Source organism: Nocardia speluncae NBRC 108251 (assembly GCF_001613245.1).
In the GTDB taxonomy this organism is placed as follows: Bacteria; Actinomycetota; Actinomycetes; order Mycobacteriales; family Mycobacteriaceae; genus Nocardia; species Nocardia speluncae.
The window spans coordinates 18,643-41,435 of the sequence record NZ_BDBZ01000041.1 but is presented as its reverse complement, the minus strand read 5'-3'; the positions used below and the strand labels follow the sequence as shown (position 1 = coordinate 41,435).

Sequence of the window (22,793 nt, the reverse complement as noted above, 5' to 3'; positions counted from 1 at the left end):
GTACGCGAAGTGGATCGGGGTCCTCGACCGGTCCGGATGGGGAGAGGAAGTTCAAAGGTGGCGCAGCGTGGGGAGCCGACGTTGTGGAGTCCGGCGCGGGTATTCGTCGCGGCGGTTGCTCTGATTGTGCTGGTGGGTACCGGGTTCGCCTGGCGGGGCGTGGATTCGCTGGTGTCGAATATCGAACGCATCAGTGATCTCGGCCTCGGCGGGCATCGCGACGGCGCCGTGGACATCCTGCTGGTGGGTGTGGATTCGCGTACCGACGCGAAGGGGAATCCGCTTACCGAGGCCGAACGCGCGATGCTGCACGCCGGTGACGAGATCGGCACGAACACCGACACCATCGTGCTCGTACGGGTACCGAACGACGGCAGTTCGGCCACCGCGATCTCGATTCCGCGTGATGCCTACGTCGATATCCCGGGGCAGGGCAAGGGCAAGATCAATTCCGCGTACGGGATCACCAAGCAGGCCACGCAAGACGATATGCTCACCGACGGTTCCACGCCCGAGGCCGCGGAGGAGAAATCCACGCAGCGCGGCCGGCAGGCACTGATCAGCTCGGTGGCCGGGCTCACCGGTATCACCGTCGATCACTACGCCGAGGTCAGCCTGCTCGGGTTCGTGCTGCTCACCGACGCGGTCGGCGGTGTGGACGTCTGTCTGCGCCAACCGGTGGACGAAGCGATGTCCGGTGCGTATTTTCCGGCCGGCCGCCAGAAACTGGACGGCCCGCAGGCGTTGAGCTTCGTCCGGCAACGACACAATCTCGAACGCGGCGATCTGGACCGGATCGTGCGTCAGCAGGTGTTCATGGCTCAGCTCGTCCATCAGGTGGTCAGCGCCGACACTCTGAGCAATCCCACCCGGTTACGCGAACTCAGCGACGCCGTGGGGCGCACCATCGTGCTCGATGAGGGGTGGGATCTGCTGGCGTTCCTCGATCAACTCCAGGATCTGTCCGCCGGCAAGGTGACCTTCGAGACCATTCCCGTCGCCGATCTCAACGGCAGCACCTCGACCGGCGAGTCGGTGGTGCGGGTCGAACCCGACGATGTCCAGGACTATGTCGCGGGACTGGTCGGCGAGGAAGCGGGCAGCACCGACCCGGGCACCAGCACTGCCCCGGTTCCGGCCGCGGCCCCGGGAACAGTGCAGGTAGACGTCTTCAACTCGACATCGGTTTCCGGACTGGCCGGTTCGGTATCGCAGGAACTCACCGCACTCGGTTATCTCTCCGGCGAGGTGGGTAACTATTCGGGCGGGACAGCTTCGCAAAGCCAGGTGCTCGCCGCCTCCGAGACCGATCGATCGGCGGCGGCGGTGGCCGCGGCGCTCGGCGGTATCCCGGTCGTCGCGGACCCCACGCTGGTGCCGGGAACGGTGAGCGTGGTGCTGGCAAGCGACTACGCTGGCCCCGGATCCGGCAGCGAGGACGTGATCGATTTCGGCGGTATGTCGACATCGGCGACCCCGGTGCCCCCCGCACCGCCCATCGCGGCGGTCGAGGACGGACCCACCTGTGTGAACTGAACGCCCGTGTGAATCGGACCCGAAGAATTGGACGCAGAAAGCAGACGATGCGCGACGTAGAGCAGGCCACGACCCTCCCCGAAGCAGTACTGGAGCCGATTCTGGAACGCGAACCGGCCGTGCCCCGGATCACCTGGTACGACGACGCGACCGGTGCGCGTATCGAACTGTCCGCGACAACTCTGGCCAACTGGGCGGCCAAAACCGCCAACCTGATCCGCGACGAATTCGGCCTCACTCCCGGCGCCCGGGTGGCGGTACTGCTACCCGCGCATTGGCAGACCGCGGCCGTCCTGCTCGGCTGCTGGTGGGCCGGGACCGAGGTGGTGTTGCAACCGGACCCGGACGCGGAACTGGTTTTCGCCGCTGCCGCCCGGCTCGGCGAAACCGAGCACGCTCCGGAGGTCGCGGCGCTGTCGCTCGACCCGATGGGGGCGCCGGTGCGTGATCTGCCGCTCGGCGTCACCGACTACGCGACTGCGGTCCGCGTCCACGGCGACCAGTTCCGCCCCGGCGGGGCAGGTGCCGCACTGGACGGCATGCCGGTAGCGGAGGTACTCACCGAGGCGCGGAAATCCGCGGCCCGGCAAGGGCTCTCGGAAACCGACCGGGTGCTGTCGACCGGCAGCTGGGATACCGCCGAGGAGCTGATCGACCGGTACCTCGCGGTGCTCGTAGCGGGCGCCTCGCTGGTGCAGGTGGCCGATCCGGATCCGGCGCAGCGGGATCATCGAATCGAAACCGAACGGGTCACCCGCGTCCTCTGAACGCCCGGAGTCCTACCACGGTAGGTGCCGGAATCCGACTCCGGCAGGTACCGCCGGGACTGTGTTCTGCGTAACGTCGAGAGGGGATGCGACGGAGCAGCGACGGAGGGGTTCGGATGAGACCGCAGTACCTGTATCGGTGGGTCAACCATCACGGACTGGTCCGGGCGGCCGAGAAAGTGAAGCTCCGGCAAGGTGATCTGTTCGCCCGGCTCAGCGGTGGCCCGGAAGGTATCGAGAACCCGTATGCGCTGATCGAGGAGATGCGCGGCGCGGGCGGATTGCATCGGGTCACTTCGGCGTGGATCACCTTCGACCACGATCTGTGCCGGGAGATACTGCGGGACAACCGTTTCGGTACCGGAATGCCCGAACTGGTCCCCCTTTCGGGCCGGGCGCGGGCACTACTGCAGCGCCGGCCGATTCCGCCCAACCCCGTAGACCCGCCGTCCATGCTGATGATCGACCAGCCCGAACACACCCGGATGCGCAAACCTGTCGCCGCCGCATTCACCCCGCGCGCGGTCGCTCGGCTACGCGACCGGATCGCCGGCGTGACCGACGAACTGCTCACCGCCCTGCCCGACGACGGGCCCGTCGATCTGGTGACCCGATTCGCCTCCCAGGTGCCGATCGCCATCATCTCCGAAATGCTGGGATTCCCCGATTCGGATCGCGAGATGTTCCTGCAGTGGGGCGACGAGATCAGCCCGCTGCTCGACCTCGGTATCTCCTGGCAGGCGCACAGCAGGGCGATGAAGGCCTCCGAACGGATACACGCCTATCTGCTCGACCATATCGAACGGTTACGCGCCGAACCCGGCGACGATATCCTCAGCAGCCTGGTCACCGCCGCAGACCTGACCGATCACGAACTGTGCACCTCTGCCACCCTGCTCATGGGTGCGGGGTTCGAGACCACGGTCAACCTCATCGGCAAAGGTATCGTCTGGCTGCTCGAGCATCCGGACCAGCTGGACCGGCTCCGCGCCGAACCGGAACTCTGGTCCAACGCGGTCGAAGAGGTGCTGCGGATCGACGCACCTGTGCAGACCACCGCTCGTGTCGCCCTCACCGACCTCGAAATCGCCGGCCGCCGATTGCGCCCGGGATCGACAGTGGTGCTGTCGCTGGCCGGCGCCAACCGCGATCCTGCCGTCTTCCCCGACCCCGCCAGATTCGATATCACCCGGGAAAACGCCAAGAACCACCTGGGCTTCAGCAGCGGAATCCATGTCTGCCTCGGCGCCGGACTGGCCCGGATGGAAGCCACCCACGCTCTGCGCGCCCTCACCGAAACCTTCCCCGACCTGCGACTCACCGATCCGCCCACTCGCCGGCCCCTGTTCACCCTGCACGGCTACTCCCACCTGCCTGCCCACACCGGCGCGCGAGCTCGTACCCGCGTCTGAACCGGGCGGTCCGCCGGACATGACACCGCGTACGCCGACCACGGGCATCGCGGCGAGTTCGGCCAGGCCCCTCGAGCTCCGGACCCGCAACGGAGGTCGCCGCTCCGCCGGGCACCACCACGCCGGCTCAGACAACCACCACCACTCTGCCGGCCGGCGCCGCAGCCGACCGGACGATCGGACCCGGCTGTTCACGGTCGCCGATCGCAGACCGAATCCGACGCGCTCGGTGGACCGATTCGGCGAGACATCACATGGGCGCCCGCGTCGGCGGCCGGTGAACATAGACTCGGGTCATGGCTGATGTCGTCGTAGTGGGGTCCGGACCCAACGGGCTTGCGGCGGCGGTGATCCTGGCCGGCGCCGGGCTCGACGTCGAGGTGCACGAGGCGGGGGAGACCGTCGGGGGTGGTTGCCGGACCGCCGAGGTCACCCTGCCCGGCTTCCGGCACGATATCTGCGCCGGCGCGCACCCCATGGCGTATGCGTCGCCGTTCTTCCGGGCCTTCGACCTGGCCGCGCACGGGGTGGAACTGCTCACCCCGGCCGCCTCGTATGCGCATCCGCTCGATTCCGGGGCCGCCGGGGTGGCATGGCGGGATCTGGATCGCACAGTGGACGAGCTGGGCCGCGATGGGAAAGCCTGGCGGGGCCTGTTCGGGCCGTTGGTCGAGGACTGGCCGGCTGTGGTTGATACCGCGATGTCGAATATGCGGCGGGTGCCGCTGTCTCCGGCGGCGGTCCGGTTCGGTCTGCGGATGTTCGAACAGGGGTCGCCGTTCTGGAATACCCGATTCGCCGGAGAGATCGCTCCGGCACTGTTCACCGGGGTCGCCGCGCATGCGGTCCGGCCGCCGCGGGCACTACCGGCCGTCGGCGCCGGGCTGCTCCTGGCGACCCTCGCACATGCCGGTGGCTGGCCCGTGCCGCGCGGCGGCAGCCAGGCGATCGTGGACGCGCTCGCTGCGGAACTACGCCGCCGCGGCGGCCGGGTGATCACCGGCCATCGGGTGGATTCGCTGGCGGAATTCGGTTCGGCCCGGGCAGTCCTGTGCGATACCTCGCCGGCCGAACTCCTGCGAATCGGCGGTGACCGGCTGCCCGCCGGGTACCGCCGGCTGCTCGGCAATGTGCGCTACGGCCCGGGCTCCTGCAAGGTCGATTTCGCCCTGTCCGGTCCGGTGCCGTGGCAGGCGCCGGACTGTACCGAAGCGGGCACTCTGCATCTGGTGGGCAGCCGGGCCGAGGCCATGGCCGCCGAACACGCGGTCGCTGCGGGGATGCACACCGACCGGCCGTACACGCTGGTCATCCAGCCCGGTGTCGTGGATCCCGGCCGGGCCCCGGCGGGGCAGCACACCCTGTATGCGTATGCCCACGTCCCGAACGGATCGGATCGTGATATCAGCGAACAGATCATCGGCCAGGTCGAACGGTTCGCCCCCGGTTTCCGGGACCTGATCCTGGCGAAACATGTCTACACGGCCGCCGAACTACCCGCATACAACGCCAACTATGTGGGCGGTGATATCGGTGCCGGGGCGATGACTCTCATGCAGACAGTGTTCCGTCCGGTACCCCGCTGGAATCCGCACACCACCGGCCTGCCCGGTGTCTACCTCTGCTCGTCGGCCACACCACCGGGCGGCGGGGTGCACGGAATGGCCGGTACCCACGCCGCCGCGCATGCGTTGCGCACCGTTTTCGGTATTCGCACCGACCCGCTCGAGCTGGCCGGTGCGAACGCGGAAACCGCTTCTGGTAGCTAGGCCTTACCGGCGGGTTCCCGATACAGATCGGGCTCCAGGTAGATGATCCGCGCCGTCGGGACCGCGGCCCGGATCCGGCTCTCGGCCTCGTCGATACCGGCCGCGATCTGCGCGATATCCAGTCCGGGCGCCACTGCCACCTTGGCCGCCACCAGCAACTCTTCCGGGCCGATGTACTGGGTCTTCATATGGATGAGCCGATCGATCGTCGTACTGTCGGCGATGCTGTCGCGGATCGCGCGATCCTCGGCCGCCGTCGCACCCTCACCGATCAGCAGGCTGTGCATCTCGATGATAAGGATGATCGCGATGATGCCGAGCAGCGCGCCGATGCACAGGGTCCCGATTCCGTCCCAGACCGGATCGCCCGTCAGCATGGTCAGCCCGACACCGCCCAGCGCCAGCACCAGGCCGATCAGCGCACCCGTATCCTCCAGCAGCACCACCGGCAGTTCCGGGCTGCGCGAATTGCGGATGAAATGCCACCAGCTCGCCCGCCCTTTGAGCGGTTTGGATTCCCGGACGGCGGTCGTGAAGCTGTAGATCTCCAGCCCGATGGCGACCACCAGGATCACCACGGCCACCATGGGTGAGCTGAGCTCCTCGGGATGCTGGATCTTGTGAACACCCTCGTACAGGGCGTACACCGAGCCCAGCGTGAACAGGACCAGGGCCACCACGAACGAATAGAAGTAACGGCTGCGCCCGTACCCGAATGGATGCAGCTCGTCGGCTTCCTGCTGAGCCCGGTTCTGCCCGAAGAGAAGCAGCCCCTGATTAGCGGTATCGGCTACAGAGTGCACCCCCTCGGCCAGCATCGACGCCGATCCGGTGATCCCCGCACCCACGAACTTCGCCACAGCGATCCCGGCATTCGCCGTCAACGCGGCGAGAATCGCCTTCTTACTTCCACCAGCCGACATCTGCCACCCTCTGTATTCATTTGCGGCGCTGCGGGGTCGAGGCCCTCAGGCGTCGTATTTCCGACGCGGCCACAACCCTATAAGGGTCTCGCTGGACTCGGTGTCGGGGCGGTGAGCATTCCCGGGAAGTCCGGGCCGGCCGGTATGGGCACGAGCGCGCGGCATCGCCGACCGATTTCGGTGGAGGTGTAGGTCGATGACCCTGGGATCGGAGCCCAGCGTCTCATCCCACGCAGGCGCAGAAAAGGGTGGCCGGACCGCCGGCCGCTCGGGCGCGGATATCGGTGTCGGCGGCCGAGATCCACGCCGCGGTACCACGGTCGAGCCGGACCTCGGAGATACCGTCGAGCAGATGGGCGGAACCGGCGGTGCACAAGACTATGCCGGGGCCGGCGTCGGTGAGCGGAATCAGCGCCGAGCCCTCGGTGATATCGAAGCGGCGCAAGGCGAATTCGGGGGCGGGGGTGCGGTAGCGCACCGAACCGTCACCGGCGGGTTCCGGTAGTACCAGAGGCAGGTCGATAGGTTCGAAATCCAGGACTTTCAGCAGTTCCGGCACATCGACGTGTTTCGGGGTGAGTCCACCGCGCAGCACATTGTCCGAGTTCGCCATGATCTCGACCGCGACGCCGCGCAGGTAGGCATGCATATTGCCGGCGGCGAGGAACAAGCCCTGCCCGGGTAGCAAGGTGATCCGGTTCAGCAACAGCGAGGCCAGCACACCCGCGTCACCCGGATAGCTTTCGGCGAGTTCGAGGGTCGTCCGGGCCACCGGCGCGAATTCGCGTCTCGCGTTGGTCAGATAGCGCACGCAGCCGTCCAGGACGGCGGGCAGGAGCGTGTCCAGCACCGCGTTCGGCAGCGTTATCCAGCTGGTGAACAGGGTTCGCAGGCCGTCGGAATCGGGTTGCGCGGCGAGCAGATCGGCGTATTGCCCGAGTTCGGGTACGTCCAGGGCGCGGAACAGTTCCACCGTGCGCATCGGATCCCGGAAACCGGCCAAGGCCTCGAAACGTTCCAGTGCGACGACGAGTTCGGGCTTGTGGCTGTCATCGCGGTAGTTGCGCATGGGCGAATCCAGCGGCACCCCGGTGCGGTTCTCCCGGGCGAATCCGGCCGCCGCCTGCTGCGCGCTCGGATGTGCCTGTAGCGACAGCGGTTCCTCGGCGGCCAGGATCTTGAGCAGGAACGGCAGCCGGCCGTCGAAACGGGTCGCGGCGGCACCGAGTTCCCGGCCGGGTTCGGCCGAGACCACTTCGAGTAGCGAGCGTTTACCGCGTTCGGTACGGATATAGGCGGGGTCGGCGGGGTGGGCACCGAACCACAGTTCGGCTTCCGGATGTGCGGAAGGGACAGGACGGCCGCAGAGTTCGGCGAGCGCGGTGCGTGAACCCCAGGCGTACAAACGCAACGCACCAACGAGTTCGTGCACTAGTAGGGTCCCCCGTCGTACCTGTCCGGATCACCGGCCGAGACCGCCCGGCCGCCGATGAGCCGCAGGTAGGCGGCTGTCATTTCCCAGCGCAGTGCCAGTACCGCGAGGCGTTCCAGCTCCGCGCCGGCATGCGTGGGCGGTTCCGGGGCCGGTTCGCCCGATTCGGCGCGAGACGGGTCCGCCGGGACCGTCTCGATATCGGCTGTGATCAGGTCGGCGTCGACCGTTCCGCCGCCGGCACCCCCGAACAGCGCGAGTTTGCGCCGCGCGGCCGGAGTATCGGTATCGGCGCTGCACAGGAAGATCCGCTTCTTCTCGACAGGCGGCGGGCCGTCGAGCTGCTCGTCGTGGAACAGCGGATCGTAATCCGGCGCGGCGGCGGTGGTCGCATCCACCAGTTGGGGGAGCGCGGCCACGGCGACGGACAGGTCCACGGCGGTGGCAGTGCGGCCCGCGGACTGCAGCAGGACCTCCGCGGCATGGATCGCGAGTTCGGTGGTTGCGGGGCTGTCTCCGGCCAGGATCAGGCCGCGCTGCTGAGTGCGGGCGGCGAGGTTCTTGGCGGGATTGTGGAACACCTCGTGCTGGGGCCCGTCGCGCAACGCCTCGGTATCGAGTACATCGGCGAGATCGGTGAGGTCGGGCAGGTCACCGGCCGACCGGGCGGGAGCGATCATCCGCAGAACCGCGATGCCGGTCGAGAGGTAGCGCAGGAGCCGGTTGGCGTCGAGCACCGGGACCCGCGGTTCCAGCACGGCGGCACGGCCGGCCGCCGCAGCCCGCAGCGGCCCCTCGTTCGGTGCCGCCACGACGACTTCGGCGCCCCGGCGTACCGCCCGGTCCACGGCATCGATCAGCCGGGGATCCCCGGCGTCGTCACCGCTGACCAGTACGACGTCCAGGGGACCGGCCCAGGAGGGCACGGTATTGACCGGAACCAGCGGCAATCCGGCACGGTCGCCGAGTGCGGCCACCAGCAGGCCCGCCGCGCGGCCGGCCCGGCCGGCGCCGGAGACCAGCAGCAGACTGCGTGGCCGCAGACCTGCCAGCCCCGCGAGCGCATTCTCGCCCACGGCCGCGGCGGTGGCCCGTACCTGGGCGCCACCGGATGCGGCAGAACGGAGGGCGCCGCCGGTATCGGCGGCCTCGAGCATTGCGGCATCGTCCAGATCGAGTACCGGGGTGTCAGCGATCATCGGGCGTGGCACCTCCCCTCATCGCGCTGTTTTCGGTCTCGGCCGCCGCCACCGCCCGGATCGTGGATACCGGGCCTGGAACGGGCGAATCCACGGTGTGTATTTCCACTATTCCAGTCAGGCGCGGACGATGCGCAGAATCTCGGTCACGAGTGCGTCTACTTCCTCCGGACAGCGCGCTTCGACGTTGAGCCGCAGTAGCGGTTCGGTATTGGAGGCGCGCAGGTTGAACCAGGCGTCATCGGGAAGTTGCACCGTCACACCGTCGAGGCGGTCCACCGCCACCGCTCGGCCGGCGAAAGCGTCGAGCACCGCACCGGTGCGCCCGGCCGCGTCGGCGACGGTCGAATTGATCTCCCCCGAGGCGGCATACCCGGTATAGGCGGCCATCAGTTCCGAAACAGGCCGTTTATCCTCACCGAGGGCGGACAGCACATGCAATGCGGCCAGCATGCCGGAATCGGCTCCCCAGAAATCGCGGAAGTAGTAGTGCGCGGAATGCTCTCCGCCGAAAACCGCCCCGGTATCCGCCATGAGCTGTTTGATGAACGAATGCCCGACCCGCGACCGCACCGGGGTGCCGCCCAGTTCGGTCACCAACTCCGGTACCGACCGCGAGGTGATCAGATTATGGATGATCGTGGCACCGGGCTCCTCGGCGAGCTCGCGCTCGGCTACCAGCGCAGTGATCGCGGAGGGCGATACCGGATCACCCTGCTCGTCGACGACAAAACAGCGGTCGGCGTCACCGTCGAATGCCAGCCCGATGTCGGCCCCCGAGTCTCGGACCAGTTTCTGCAGGTCCACCAGGTTCGCCGGGTCCAGCGGGTTGGCCTCGTGGTTGGGGAACGATCCGTCCAGCTCGAAGTACAGCGGCACGATCGTCACCTGCGACAGGGCCCCGAGTACGGCGGGAACGGTATGTCCGCCCATCCCGTTACCGGCGTCCACCGCGACGGTCAGCGGCCGGATACCGTCGAGCTCCACCAGATCGCGCAGGAACACCGCATAATCACCGAGCAGGTCGGTTTCCGTCGTGGTTCCCGGTGCGCCGTCGTAGCCCGGCACGCCGGTGACGAGTTCCTCGGCGATGGTGGCGAGACCGGTGTCCTGACCGACCGGCAGCGCCCGCGCCCGGCACAGTTTGATCCCGTTGTAGCGGGCCGGGTTGTGGCTGGCGGTGAACATGGCGCCCGGGCAGTCGAGTGTGCCGGAGGCGAAATACAGCTGGTCGGTGGACGCCAGGCCGATCCGCACCACGTCCAGCCCCTGGGCCACCACGCCCGCGGCGAACGCATCCACCAGCTCCGGTGACGAGGCGCGCATATCGTGACCGATCACGATGCGCCGTGCGCCTTCGGCCCGCATGAGCCGAGCGAACGCGGAACCGGTATCCCGGACGAAATCGGCATCGAGTTGTTCCCCGACGACGCCGCGGATGTCGTAGGCCTTGATCACCGCGTTCACGGACTCGGCAGGGCGGGCGACTGTCATGGTGACCACCCTAGTAGGTGGCTCTTCGGCGCCGTATTCATGGCAGTGCCTCCGGCCCGGCCGGCTCCCGGCCCGAGGGCTGGCCCTGTCCAGCGGCCTGCGGGCCGGCCCGAGCTGAGCAGTCTCTCAGCGGGAACGGTGGATCCGTTCCCGAAGGTGCCGCGTGCCCGGGGCTTCGCAGTACTCGGCGCGGCCGCCGGTCGCATCGAGCCGCTTGCAGTTCTCGACAGCCGGGCGTTGCTGCTGGTCAGCGCCGCCGCCGGTTGCGCCGGGTGCCGTGACGGGCGAATTCCGCAGGCGTGCTGTCGAACACGGCGCCGCCGCTGGGTATGTATGTTGATTCATGGGTCCGCCGAACGGATCCTCGGTAATTCGGTGCGATCGTGGGGGACATCGATGTGGATCCGCGGGGTGAACGGGCGCAGCCAGGCCGGTGGCCGAGGTGCGACACGAGTCCGGCGCGCCGGAAATCAGCTCGGTGGGTCGGGGAGGACCCGGAGATGTCCGCGGCGTCCCGTGCGGGTGGGGCGTGGGGGAGGCGTGTGCTCGCGGTAGCCGCGCTGCTCCGGTTCGGGCGGGCGACGGCGTAGCCCGGCTTCGCGGACGGCCTCGGCCAGTGCCGTGAGGTCGTCGTCGTCGGGACTGGTGGCGAAACCGCCTTCGTGCCGGACCATATCCCAGCCTTTGGGGGCGGTGATCCGGGAGGCATGTGTTCCGCACAGGTCCCAGGAATGGGGTTCGGCTACCGTCGCCAGCGGACCCACCACCGCGGTGGAATCCGAGTAAACATAGGTCAGCGTCGCGACGGCCGGATTCTTGCAGCCGGGTCGGCAGCAGCGACGCATGGAGATCACGTCGATGAGAGTAACCCCCAACATGGGCACAGGTGGGGCAGACACGCTGTGATTTCGGCGGCGCATGCCAACTATTCCGGTTCGGGGTCGATGACGTCCGGGTCGACGCCGAGGTAGGTGGCGATCTGCTGGACCAGTACTTCGCGCAGCAGGTCCACCAGATCCTCCGGGTCGCCCGCGCGTAATTCGAGGGGTTTGCGGAACAGTACGACGCGTGCGCGGATGGGGGTGCCGTGCCGGTCCACCCCGGCCGGGATGAGCCGCGATAACGGGACCGGGCCGTCGGCGACCACCTCGTCCGGCCAGGTGACCGAATCCGGGTGTAGCGGACGGATTTTCGGGACATCATCGACAGCGATATCCAGTTTGGTGAGGCGGTCGTGCCAGCGGGTGTCCAGTGGTGCGAACGCTTCGAGCACGAGGCGATCGAATTTCTGGCCGCGGGTGCGCCAGGCCGGCACCGTGGGGGGAAGCATGGGCCCGCGCACGCCGCGACCGCGGCGGCTCACCGACCGGGCGGTCGGGGGTCTGCGATTGCGGGAACGTGCCATGACTCGAACGTTAGTCATCGATCGCCGACCGCGACGGCCCGCCCCGGCTACCTGCTCCGGGGCGCACCGACGCGAGCGGTGTCGTCAGCCGATACCGCGCTTGAGGCGCCGGCGCTCCCGCTCCGACAGGCCGCCCCAGATTCCGAATCGTTCATCGTGTGCGAGCGCGTATTCCAGGCATTCGTCGCGAACTTCGCATCCCAAGCAGATGCGTTTGGCCTCGCGTGTGGATCCGCCCTTCTCCGGGAAGAACGCTTCTGGATCGGTTTCCGCGCATAATGCGCGTTCTTGCCACTGTTCCTCGATGGAGTCGAACATCTCGTCGAAACCGGTCACGATAAGGCTGAGCCGGGGCGTTGATTCTCGTTCATTCCGATCGCGATCGGCCCAGCCGTTGTCAGCAGCGACGCTTCGTGCTGCGCCTGCTGTGGAATCCGTTCGCGATACACCCACCGGAATGCCGGCCGGGGCCAGTTCTTCGGCCATCGCTCCGCCTCCTCACTGTGTGTTAGCGCAGAATGATTTCTTTCCGTCGATCCACACGCATATCGACGGCCTAACTCCGCGATGTTGTCTCGCGGACTTCCCCGAGCCCGTCATTCCAATTCGAACATCTGTTCGAGTTTCCGTTCGCGCCTTGAACTTCCAGCACCGTCCGGAATGACATGTCTGTGATTAGACACGCCGCCGGGTGTGATGGTCAAGCCACCGTCACTATTCCGTTACTATCCCGCGCGGCATTCCGAGTCGATCTTGTGACCCGAATAGCAAATGACCGGCAAATATAGCGAAAGACGCACTATTTCCGGCGCCGCATAGGGTGTACAGATGTGACTTCACAACAAGCGGACATCGGGCCCGCCAATGGCCCCCGTATCGTCGTCCTGGTCGGCGGAGTCGGTGGCGCGCGGTTCCTGTCGGGTGTACGGGAGCTGCTGCCCGAAGCGAAGGTTTCGGCCATCGTCAATGTGGGCGATGACGTCTGGATGCACGGGTTGAGAATTTGCCCCGACCTCGATACCTGCATGTATACGCTCGGCGGCGGAATAGACCCCGAGCGAGGCTGGGGCCGGCTGGGGGAAACCTGGCACGCGAAGGAGGAGTTGGCGAAATATCACGCTCAGCCGGACTGGTTCGGGCTGGGGGATCGGGATATCGCCACGCATCTGGTTCGCACCGAAATGTTGCGCGCCGGCTATCCGCTCTCGGCGGTTACCGAGGCGCTGTGCAATCGGTGGCAACCAGGCGTCGAACTCATCCCGGCAACCGACGATCGCTGTGAAACGCATGTTGTTATCAGCGACCCGGAGACTCCCAGCGAACGCCGCGCGATCCATTTCCAGGAGTGGTGGGTTCGGTATCGCGCCGACGTTCGAACTCACGGATTCGCCACAATCGGGGCCGACGAAGCCAAGCCGGCACCAAATGTGATCGAACTCATAGCCGATGCGGATATCGTATTGCTGGCCCCCTCGAACCCTGTTGTGAGCGTGGGCTCCATCCTCTCGGTGCCCGGAATTCGGGGCGCATTGCGAACCACCGCGGCCCCGGTGATCGGCGTCTCGCCGGTGATCGATGGGAAGCCGCTGCGCGGTATGGCCGACGAATGCCTGTCGGTGATCGGTGTGGAGACCTCCGCGGAGGCGGTCGGCAGGCACTACGGAGCGCGTTCGGCCACCGGCATTCTCGACGGCTGGCTGATCCACACCACCGATACCGCCGATGTCCCCGGGGTGCAGGTGCGCAGCGTTCCGCTGTTGATGACCGATCCGCCGGCCACCGCCGAAATGGTGCGCGCGGCCTTTGATCTGGCAGGAGTGAAATCGTGACCGGTATGGAATCGTTCGCCGAGGTAATTGCCGATCATGCCGCCGCGGAAGTACGTATTCTCCCGATCGCCGGATTGCCGGAATTCCGGCCCGGCGACGACCTCGCCGAACATATCGCCGCCTGCGCTCCGTGGCTGGTCGACGGCGATATCCTGGTGGTCACCAGCAAGATCGTCGCCAAGGCGGAGGGGCGGATCGTTGCCGCGCCAACCGATCCGGAGGAGCGTGACGCGGCGCGGCGGCGGCTGGTGGAGCAGGAATCGGTGCGGATCGTGGCCCGCCGCGGCCGTACCCTGATCACCGAGAACCGGCTCGGCATCGTGCAGGCGGCCTCCGGGGTGGACGGGTCCAATGTCGAACGCGGTGAACTCGTCCTACTTCCCACCGATCCCGACGGCAGCGCGAAAGGGTTGCGTTCGGCACTGGCGACCCGGCTCGGTGTGAACGTGGCGGTGGTGGTCACCGACACTATGGGGCGCGCCTGGCGTAACGGCCAGACCGATGTCGCGATCGGCTCGGCGGGACTACGTGTACTGCACGACTATTCGGGCACCGTCGACGGTCAGGGCAACGAACTGCAGGTCACCCAGGTCGCGATCGCCGACGAACTCGCAGCGGCCGCCGATCTTGTGAAGGGCAAACTGGGTGCGGTGCCGGTGGCGGTGGTACGCGGTCTGACGCTCACCGACGACGGTTCTACCGCGACAGACCTCGTGCGTGCGGGAACCGACGATCTGTTCTGGCTCGGTACGGCCGAGGCCCTGCAGCGCGGCCGGGAAGAGGCGGTGCTACTGCGGCGCTCGGTGCGTGATTTCACCGCCGACCCGGTGGACCCGGAACGTATCCGGGCTGCGACCGCGGTTGCGTTGACGGCTCCCGCACCTCATCACACCCGTCCGGTGCGGTTCGTCTGGCTACGCGACCGGGTCCGGCGCGAACGGCTGCTCACCGCGATGGCGGAGAAGTGGCGTGCCGATCTCCTGGCCGACGGCCTGGACGCCGAACGGGTGGAGCGCCGCGTGAACCGCGGGCGCCTACTCTTCGACGCCCCGGAGGTGATTATCCCGTTCTGTGTGCCGGACGGCGCTCACGACTATCCCGATGACCGCCGCCGAGCTGCGGAACAGACCATGTTCACCGTCGCCGTGGGCGCCGCGGTGCAGGGGTTGTTGGTTGCGCTGGCCGCCGAGGGGCTGGGGAGCTGCTGGATCGGTTCGACCATCTTCGCGCCGGAGGTCGCCCGTGCCGTCCTGGACCTGGACGACGACTGGAACCCGTTGGGCGCCATAGCCGTCGGGCACCCACGCGAGGAACTGGGACCCCGTCCCCCGTGCGACCCGGCGGTGGGGCTGGTGGAACGGTGAGCGTGGAATCTCTGCATGCCTCGGCCACCGAATTGCTGACCACCTGGCAGCCGGGCAGCGGTCCCGAGACCTCGCTGCGCGAGGCGATACTGGCATTCCTCGGATCGGCGCCACGCGGATGCCTGCGCGAACACGTGCCCGGTCACATCACCGCGTCGGCCGTGGTTTTCTCGCACGACGGCCGGGAGGTTCTGCTGACTCTGCATCCGCGGGTCGGGCGCTGGATCCAGCTCGGCGGGCACTGCGAGGAGAGCGACGAGACAGTGGCGGGGGCTGCGCTGCGCGAGGCCACCGAGGAATCGGGGATCGACGGGTTGCTCATCGAACCGGAACTCTATGCGGCCCAGGCTCATCCGATCACCTGTTCCCTCGGTGTGCCGACGCGGCATCTGGATCTGCTGTTCCGGATCACCGCCCCACCCGGTGCGGTGCCGGTGCGCAGCGCGGAATCCACCGATCTGCGGTGGTGGCCGGTGGCCGCCCTGCCGCCGGACGCCGACGTCGTGCTCATGCCGTGATCCCGGTGATCTGCCCGGTGGCCGGGCGGCAGCCGATCGAACGAACTTGAAACTTTGACTCGAACAGGTCGTTCGTGCCAGTGTCGCTGCCATGCCGAGCACCGGATCCCGGAATTTCATCCAGGGGTCTGCGCGTGAGTTGCTGCGCACAGCCATCCTGGACACGATGCGTGACCTTCTCGGGCAACGGGACTGGTCCAAGATCACCCTCACCGAGGTGGCGGCCGGTACCGGGGTCAGCCGCCAGACCCTCTACAACGAATTCGGTTCGCGTCAGGGTCTGGCGGAGGCTTACGCCGTCCGCTTGGCCGACGATCTCGTCGATCATGTGGAGACAGCGCTGGCCGCCAATATCGGTGACGCCGATGCCTCCATCCGCGACGGCATCGCAAGCTATTTCCGCGATGCCGCCCAGGACCCACTGGTGCAATCGCTCGTGCTCGGCGAGGTCAAACTGGACCTGCTCCGCCTCATCACCCTCGACGCCGGTCCGCTGATCGAGCACGCCACCGAGCGGCTCATCAGCGTCATGCAGCGCAGTTGGGTGGCCTTCACCCGAGGCCAGGCCGAGACCTTCGCTCACGCCCTGGTCCGGCTGGCGATCAGCTATATCCCCACCCCACCCGGGCCGGAACACGACGTACCGGCCGAACTCGGCCGCGTCTTCGGACCCTATGTGGCCGCAGCGCTCGCCGGGCGGCCCGCGACGGAAATCCCCGCGCGGTGAGCCGGGCCGTAAGACACCAACAGAAGGCGCCGCGACCTGCGGTTTCAACTGCTCCGGGGCGGGCTCGCGGACGTCCGTCCATAGGACGGCGCACCGGGGCGCGGTTCCGGCGTGTAACGGTCACCACGTTTGGGTCGAACAACGGCGCAATGAAGACACCGGGTCTGCGAATATATAGGCCGCTGCAAGTTCGGTTTTTCAATAGCGGGGCAAAAGTGCATTTGGTTGGCAAGTCGGCCGGGTCGGCCGATCCCAAACGCCATCTATGGATCCTCGGTCTGATCGCTCCGGCCACCGCGCTGCTGCCCTCCCAGCTTGTGCTGCACACCGGTCTCGAGGTGTTCTGGTGGACCGGGCCGATCATGGTCCTGGTACTCATCCCGCTACTCGACCTGCTGGTCGGCGACGATGGTTCCAACCCTCGCGACGAGGACTACGAAACCCTCTCCAACGACCGCTACTACCGCTGGTGCACGTATCTCTTCCTACCCATCCAGCTGGTCGGTCTCGCCCTGGCCGGGTACCTGTGGTCCGGTAGCGAACTCGATATCGTCGACAAGGTAGGTCTCGCCGTCACCCTCGGCCTGATCTCCGGGATCGGCATCAATGCCGCCCATGAACTCGGTCACCGGGTCGAACGCCTGGAACGGTGGCTGGCCAAGATCGCCCTGGCGCAATCCGGGTACGGACACTTCTTCGTCGAACACAACCGCGGCCACCACGCCCGGGTCGCGACCCCCGAGGATCCCGCCAGCGCCCGGTTCGGTGAGAGTTTGTGGGTATTCATGCCGCGCAGTGTGGCCGGGGGATTCCGTTCTGCGCTGCGGCTGGAGCGAGACCGGTTGCGCCGAAGGGGGACCGGCTGGTGGAGTCCGGCCAACCACATCTTGCAGGCGTGGGCGATGACGGTGGTGCTCTTCGGGGGGCTGATGCTGGTTTTCGGCTGGCAGATCCTGCCTTACCTGCTGCTGCAAGCGGTGCTGGGCGCCGGCCTGCTCGAAACCGTCAACTACATCGAGCACTACGGGTTGCTCCGGGAACGCCGCCCCAACGGGCGGTATCGGCGCTGCACAGCGCGCGACAGCTGGAACAGCGATCGACTCGTCACCAATATCTTCCTGTTCCATCTCCAGCGGCACAGTGATCACCATGCCAACCCCGGCCGGCGCTATCAGACGCTGCGCAGTACCGACGAAGCCCCGCAACTACCCGCCGGGTACGCGGCCATGGTGGTCCTCGCGATGATCCCGCCGCTGTGGCGCCGGGTAATGGACAAGCGGGTGCTCGCGCACTACGACGGCGACCTCACCCGGATCAATCTCGCACCCCGCAAACGGCAGGCCGTGGACGCGGTATCGCCCGGCCCCGGCATGGTCACCGGCTGAAACCAACGGGTGCGCCGCGCGCCGCGCGCCCGGTACCGGCGCCAACCGATACAGCCGGACCGCGGCCGCGCCGAACCGGCTAGCCTTGCGATCGAGACCGTGTTTATCGGGCCTGAGCGAGGCCTGGCCGATCGGTCCACCTCCTGACGCGGAGGCCGGAGCGAAGGCGGAGGTAGCGCACGACCGCTTCCGGGCCCGACTCGCTCATGCCGTAACCGAGAGAAGGCTGATCCACGCTGATGACGACCTCCGAAATGCCTCGCACATCGCTGAGCACCGACAGCCGTAACGGCGTCGAATACAAGGTCGCGGATCTGGCGCTGGCCGATTTCGGCCGCAAGGAGATCCGGCTGGCCGAACACGAGATGCCCGGGCTCATGGCCCTGCGTCGCGAATACGCCGACGTCGCGCCGCTGAAAGGCGCCCGCATCTCCGGCTCGTTGCATATGACCGTGCAGACCGCCGTGCTGATCGAAACCCTCACCGCACTGGGCGCTGAGGTCCGGTGGGCCTCCTGCAATATCTTCTCCACCCAGGATCATGCCGCGGCGGCCGTGGTGGTCGGCCCGCACGGCACCGTCGAGGAGCCGCAGGGCACCCCGGTGTTCGCCTGGAAAGGCGAAACCCTGGAGGAGTACTGGTGGGCGGCCGAACAGATGCTCACCTGGCCGGGTGAGCCGACCAATATGATCCTCGACGACGGCGGCGACGCCACCATGCTGGTGCTGCGCGGGGCGCAGTTCGAGAAGGCGGGTGTGGTGCCGTCGGTCGATGAGGAGCATTCCGCGGAATACAAGGTCTTCCTGAACCTGCTGCGCGACCGGTTCGAGACCGACAAAGGCAAGTGGTCCGCCATCGCCGAAAGCATCAAGGGTGTCACCGAGGAAACCACCACCGGTGTGCTGCGCCTGTACCAGTTCGCCGCCGCGGGTGAACTGTCCTTCCCGGCGATCAATGTCAACGACTCGGTCACCAAGTCCAAGTTCGACAACAAATACGGCACCCGGCATTCGCTGATCGACGGCATCAACCGCGGCACCGATGTCCTCATCGGCGGTAAGAAGGTGCTGATCTGCGGCTACGGCGACGTCGGCAAGGGATGCGCGGAATCGCTGGCCGGACAGGGCGCCCGGGTCCAGGTCACCGAGATCGACCCCATCAACGCCCTGCAGGCGCTGATGGACGGCTACGACGTGGTGACCGTGGAACGGGCCATCGGCGAGGCCGATATCGTCATCACCTCGACAGGTAACAAGGACATCATCACCCTGGACCATATGCGGGCGATGAAGGACCAGGCCATTCTCGGGAATATCGGCCATTTCGACAACGAAATCGATATGGCGGGCCTGGAACGATCCGGCGCGACGAGGTTGAATATCAAACCTCAGGTCGACCTGTGGACGTTCGGTGATTCCGGTAAGTCGATCATCGTGCTGTCCGAGGGGCGGTTGCTGAATCTGGGCAACGCCACCGGCCACCCGTCGTTCGTGATGAGCAACAGCTTCTCCAACCAGGTGATCGCGCAGATCGAACTGTGGACCAAACCGGAGGAGTACGACAACGAGGTCTACCGCCTGCCGAAGGTGCTCGACGAGAAGGTCGCCCGTATCCACGTGGAAGCGCTGGGCGGCACGCTGACCAAGCTCACCAAGGACCAGGCCGAATACATCAATGTCGATGTCGAAGGCCCGTACAAGCCGGAGCACTACCGCTACTGATCCGGCACCCTTTCCCGGTCTCCACCTGTGCCCGCCTGCCTCGGTAGGCGGGCACAGGTGTCCGAGTAGGCTGCCCACATGGGTGTGCTGGTCTCGGTGGAGGGCCTCGACGGTGCGGGTAAACGGACGCTGATCACCGATCTGGTGGCGGCGCTCGAGCAGCGCGGACTACGGGTGCAGACGCTGGCCTTCCCGCGCTACGGCCGTTCCGTCCACGCGGATCTGGCCGCCGAAGCGCTGCGCGGCGCGCACGGGGATCTGGCCGCCTCGGTGAACGCCATGGCCACTCTGTTCGCGCTGGACCGTGCCGGAGCCGCCGACGATCTGGCGAAATTGCTGGCCGACAACGATTTGGTTGTGCTGGACCGCTACGTGGCCTCCAACGCCGCCTACAACGCCGCTCGGCTCGGCCAATCCGCCGACGGGGAAATCGTGCGGTGGGTGGGGGAATTGGAATTCGGCCGGTTCGCGCTGCCGGTGCCGCAGGTGCAGCTGCTGCTGGACGTACCGGTCGAAGTTGCGGCCGAACGCGCCCGCCGGCGCGGTGAACTCGACGCGACGCGGGAGTTGGACGCCTACGAACGTGACGGTGGATTACAGGAACGGACCGCCGCGGTGTACCGTGATCTCGCTCGGCGCGATTGGTACGGAACCTGGTGGGTTTTCCGGCCCGGCGAACAAGGTCCCGGCCCACGCTCCGGCGAAATGAATGCATTGGCTGCGCGGCTCGCCGCATTGCTAGCGAATTAGTGTTGGATATCCGGCGGGAACGCGCCATGTATGGCGTGGCGACCCGTTACGAGCCCGGGAGATGACAACATAGTAACTATGAAGCCGAAGATTCTGGTCGTCGACGACGATATGGCCCTCGCGGAGATGCTCACCATCGTCCTGCGAGGTGAGGGTTTCGACCCGCACGTGGTCGGCGACGGCACCCAGGCACTGTCGGCGGTCCGGGAGATCCGGCCCGACCTGGTCCTGCTGGACCTGATGCTGCCGGGGATGAACGGTATCGATGTATGCCGGGTGCTGCGCGCCGACTCGGGTGTGCCGATCGTGATGCTCACCGCCAAGACCGATACCGTCGATGTGGTGCTCGGCCTGGAGTCCGGTGCCGATGACTACATCGTCAAACCCTTCAAGCCGAAGGAGCTGGTGGCGCGGGTGCGCGCGCGGTTGCGCCGCACCGAGGAAGAGCCGGCCGAGCTGCTCAATATCGCCGATATCGTGATCGATGTGCCCGCTCACAAGGTCACCCGCGAAGGCGCGCAGATCTCGCTGACCCCGCTGGAATTCGATCTGCTGGTGGCGCTCGCGCGCAAACCGCGGCAGGTCTTCACTCGCGAGGTACTACTGGAACAGGTGTGGGGTTACCGGCATGCCGCCGATACGCGGCTGGTGAACGTCCACGTTCAGCGACTACGCGCCAAGGTCGAGAAGGATCCGGAGAATCCGGAGATCGTGCTGACCGTTCGTGGTGTGGGGTACAAGGCCGGTCCGCCGTGATCGGTTACCGTCGGCTCCGGGCCCGGAGGCGGTAACTTGCGCGACCACGAAGGGTCCCGCACAGATCGCGATCCGGGCGGGAGTGGGCGTCGGGACCGGCTGCGGGAGGTGCTGGCTCCGGTGAACGAATGGTTTCAGCACGTCGGTAGGTCCCTGGGGCTGCTCTGGCGGCGTTCGTTGCAGCTGCGGGTCATCGTTTCGACCCTGACGCTGTCGTTGATCGTCATCACCGTCCTCGGTGTGGTGCTGACCAGCCAGATCACCGACCGGCTGCTGGATGCCAAGATCAACGCCGGTGTCGAGGAGATGGACCGGGTCCGGAATACGGTGGAGGGGCAGCTCGCCGGGGTGCACGATGTCACCACACAGGAACAGCGGTTGACCGATGCCCGGGAATCGCTGTCGAGCCGCCGTGAATCGAGCCGGTCCGGCGGTGCCGCGGGCAGTTTCGATTCGGCACTGAGCGTGATCGGCGGTACGCCGCAGCAGCTCATCGCGGTCGGGCCCATCAAAGAAGTGCCCGATTCGCTGCGCCGATTCGTGCAGCGCAATCAGGTCAGCTACCAGTTCGCCAATGTCAACGATCCGGACGGCTATCACGGCCGGGCGTTGATCCTGGGTAGCCCCAGCGCCGAGGTTCCCACGCTGGAGATCTACCTGATCTTCCCGCTGGCCAACGAGGAACGCAGCCTGTCGCTGATGCGTGGCACCATGATGGTCGGCGGTGCGGTGCTGCTGATCCTGCTGGCCGCGATCACCGCCCTGGTGACCCGCCAGGTCGTCCTGCCCATCCGGTCCGCCGCGCGGATCGCCGGACGGTTCGCCGACGGCAGACTCAAGGAACGCATGCTGGTACGCGGCGATGACGATATCGCCCGGCTCGCCAAGGCGTTCAACGAAATGGCCGAAAGCCTGTCCAACCAGATCAACCAACTCGAGGAATTCGGTAATCTCCAGCGCCGCTTCACCTCGGATGTGAGCCACGAACTACGGACACCGCTGACCACGGTGCGCATGGCCGCCGATCTGATCCACGGCAGCAGCGACGATCTGGATCCCGCGCTGGCGCGCAGCGCCGAACTGCTGGTGACCGAACTGGACCGGTTCGAAGGACTGCTCAACGATCTGCTCGAGATCTCGCGCCACGATGCCGGTGTCGCCGAACTCCAGGTGGAATCGCTGGACGTCCGGATGTGTGTGCGGGCCGCGATCTCCACCGTGCGGCATCTGGCCCGCGACGCCGGGGTGGAGGTGGTGATCGACCTACCGGAGGAACCGGTGGTCGCCGAGGTCGACCCACGCCGGGTGGAGCGGGTGTTGCGCAATCTGCTGGCCAACGCCATCGACCACAGCGAGGGCAAACCGGTGTTGATCCGGATGCGCGGGGACACCGAGGCCAATGCGCTGGCAGTGGTGGTCCGGGATCAGGGGATCGGGTTGCGGCCAGGTGAGGAGAAACTGGTCTTCAGCAGGTTCTGGCGTTCCGATCCGTCGCGTATGCGCCGCTCCGGTGGCACGGGGCTCGGGCTGTCGATCAGCGTGGAGGACGCGAATCTGCACGACGGAAAACTCGAGGCCTGGGGACGTCCCAATATCGGTGCAAGTTTCCGGCTGACCCTGCCACTCGTGCGCGGTCAGAAAATGGGCAAGAGCCCGCTGCCACTGGAACCGGGTATGCGTAAAGTGCCTCGCCGCCCGCAGGCCGAAGGCGACCGGAACGAGGCCGAACGGGTAGAGCTGGGCCCTCCGGTGACCGAGACGGAGCCGTGGGCGCCCCGGCCCGCGGGTGCCACCGAAGCAGGCCGG

Annotated in this window: 19 protein-coding genes and 1 pseudogene; 13 read left to right on the top strand and 7 right to left on the bottom strand. The window is 66.9% G+C overall.

Annotated elements, in window-relative coordinates; all coding sequences use genetic code 11:
• The first annotated feature begins 36 nt into the window (after positions 1-36).
• The 4 genes from NS6_RS30355 (at position 37) to NS6_RS30340 (ending at position 5,484) form a co-directional block, all read left to right on the top strand.
• The gene (locus NS6_RS30355) at positions 37-1,536 is read left to right on the top strand and encodes an LCP family protein (RefSeq protein ID WP_068049221.1); all 1,500 of its coding nucleotides are present in this window, start codon (positions 37-39) and stop codon (positions 1,534-1,536) included.
• Positions 1,537-1,583: 47 nt separating this feature from the next.
• Positions 1,584-2,303: a TIGR03089 family protein gene (locus NS6_RS30350; protein WP_068049218.1), complete on the top strand. Its 720-nt coding sequence runs from the start codon at positions 1,584-1,586 to the stop codon at positions 2,301-2,303.
• Positions 2,304-2,419: 116 nt separating this feature from the next.
• The gene (locus NS6_RS30345; RefSeq protein WP_068049215.1) at positions 2,420-3,715 is read left to right on the top strand and encodes a cytochrome P450; all 1,296 of its coding nucleotides are present in this window, start codon (positions 2,420-2,422) and stop codon (positions 3,713-3,715) included.
• A gap of 296 nt (positions 3,716-4,011) precedes the next feature.
• The gene (locus NS6_RS30340; protein ID WP_068049213.1) at positions 4,012-5,484 is read left to right on the top strand and encodes a phytoene desaturase family protein; all 1,473 of its coding nucleotides are present in this window, start codon (positions 4,012-4,014) and stop codon (positions 5,482-5,484) included.
• On the opposite strand, the gene NS6_RS30335 is transcribed toward NS6_RS30340, so the two are convergent.
• From NS6_RS30335 to NS6_RS30300, 7 genes are all read right to left on the bottom strand, one after another.
• Complete coding sequence (locus tag NS6_RS30335; RefSeq protein WP_068049210.1) at positions 5,481-6,407, bottom strand: cation diffusion facilitator family transporter; 927 nt, start codon at positions 6,405-6,407, stop codon at positions 5,481-5,483. The genes NS6_RS30340 and NS6_RS30335 overlap by 4 nt on opposite strands.
• 223 nt (positions 6,408-6,630) lie before the next feature.
• Positions 6,631-7,839 carry a mannose-6-phosphate isomerase, class I gene (gene manA / locus NS6_RS30330; RefSeq protein ID WP_068049207.1) on the bottom strand — a complete coding sequence of 403 codons (1,209 nt, stop codon included), beginning with the start codon at positions 7,837-7,839 and terminating at the stop codon, positions 6,631-6,633.
• The gene (locus NS6_RS30325; RefSeq protein WP_068049204.1) at positions 7,839-9,038 is read right to left on the bottom strand and encodes a S8/S53 family peptidase; all 1,200 of its coding nucleotides are present in this window, start codon (positions 9,036-9,038) and stop codon (positions 7,839-7,841) included. Before NS6_RS30325 ends, manA begins: the two co-directional genes overlap by 1 nt.
• A 117-nt stretch (positions 9,039-9,155) precedes the next feature.
• Positions 9,156-10,532, bottom strand: coding sequence for a phosphomannomutase/phosphoglucomutase (locus NS6_RS30320; protein ID WP_068049326.1), 1,377 nt, complete (start codon positions 10,530-10,532; stop codon positions 9,156-9,158).
• Positions 10,533-11,002: 470 nt separating this feature from the next.
• Positions 11,003-11,377 (bottom strand): DUF3499 domain-containing protein, encoded by a 375-nt coding sequence (locus NS6_RS30310; protein ID WP_081595732.1) that lies wholly within the window; start codon positions 11,375-11,377, stop codon positions 11,003-11,005.
• Between the two features lie 80 nt (positions 11,378-11,457).
• Positions 11,458-11,937, bottom strand: coding sequence for a metallopeptidase family protein (locus tag NS6_RS30305; protein ID WP_168433861.1), 480 nt, complete (start codon positions 11,935-11,937; stop codon positions 11,458-11,460).
• Positions 11,938-12,021: 84 nt separating this feature from the next.
• Positions 12,022-12,255, bottom strand: a complete 234-nt coding sequence (locus tag NS6_RS30300) for a WhiB family transcriptional regulator (protein ID WP_084471558.1) — start codon at positions 12,253-12,255, stop codon at positions 12,022-12,024.
• A 512-nt stretch (positions 12,256-12,767) separates the two neighbouring features.
• Here NS6_RS30300 and cofD point away from each other — a divergent pair.
• From cofD to mtrB, 9 genes and pseudogenes are all read left to right on the top strand, one after another.
• A complete protein-coding gene (gene cofD / locus NS6_RS30295; protein WP_084471551.1) occupies positions 12,768-13,766 on the top strand; it encodes a 2-phospho-L-lactate transferase in 999 nt (332 codons plus the stop codon).
• Between the two features lie 5 nt (positions 13,767-13,771).
• Positions 13,772-15,130, top strand: coding sequence for a coenzyme F420-0:L-glutamate ligase (locus NS6_RS30290; RefSeq protein ID WP_068049318.1), 1,359 nt, complete (start codon positions 13,772-13,774; stop codon positions 15,128-15,130).
• A complete protein-coding gene (locus NS6_RS30285) occupies positions 15,127-15,648 on the top strand; it encodes an NUDIX hydrolase (protein WP_068049198.1) in 522 nt (173 codons plus the stop codon). Before NS6_RS30290 ends, NS6_RS30285 begins: the two co-directional genes overlap by 4 nt.
• Positions 15,649-15,739: 91 nt before the next feature.
• Positions 15,740-16,375: a TetR/AcrR family transcriptional regulator gene (locus NS6_RS30280; protein WP_068049195.1), complete on the top strand. Its 636-nt coding sequence runs from the start codon at positions 15,740-15,742 to the stop codon at positions 16,373-16,375.
• Between the two features lie 215 nt (positions 16,376-16,590).
• Positions 16,591-17,760 (top strand): alkane 1-monooxygenase, encoded by a 1,170-nt coding sequence (locus NS6_RS30275; protein ID WP_443093658.1) that lies wholly within the window; start codon positions 16,591-16,593, stop codon positions 17,758-17,760.
• 239 nt (positions 17,761-17,999) lie between these two features.
• Entirely contained in the window at positions 18,000-19,481 is a 1,482-nt protein-coding gene (gene ahcY, locus NS6_RS30270; protein WP_068049192.1) for an adenosylhomocysteinase, read from the top strand.
• Between the two features lie 78 nt (positions 19,482-19,559).
• Complete coding sequence (locus NS6_RS30265) at positions 19,560-20,231, top strand: dTMP kinase (RefSeq protein WP_068049189.1); 672 nt, start codon at positions 19,560-19,562, stop codon at positions 20,229-20,231.
• 78 nt (positions 20,232-20,309) lie between these two features.
• Positions 20,310-20,987 (top strand): MtrAB system response regulator MtrA, encoded by a 678-nt coding sequence (gene mtrA / locus NS6_RS30260; RefSeq protein WP_033243239.1) that lies wholly within the window; start codon positions 20,310-20,312, stop codon positions 20,985-20,987.
• A gap of 99 nt (positions 20,988-21,086) precedes the next feature.
• Positions 21,087-22,700: pseudogene (mtrB, locus tag NS6_RS30255) on the top strand (MtrAB system histidine kinase MtrB); the annotation flags it as partial.
• Positions 22,701-22,793 lie beyond the last annotated feature (93 nt).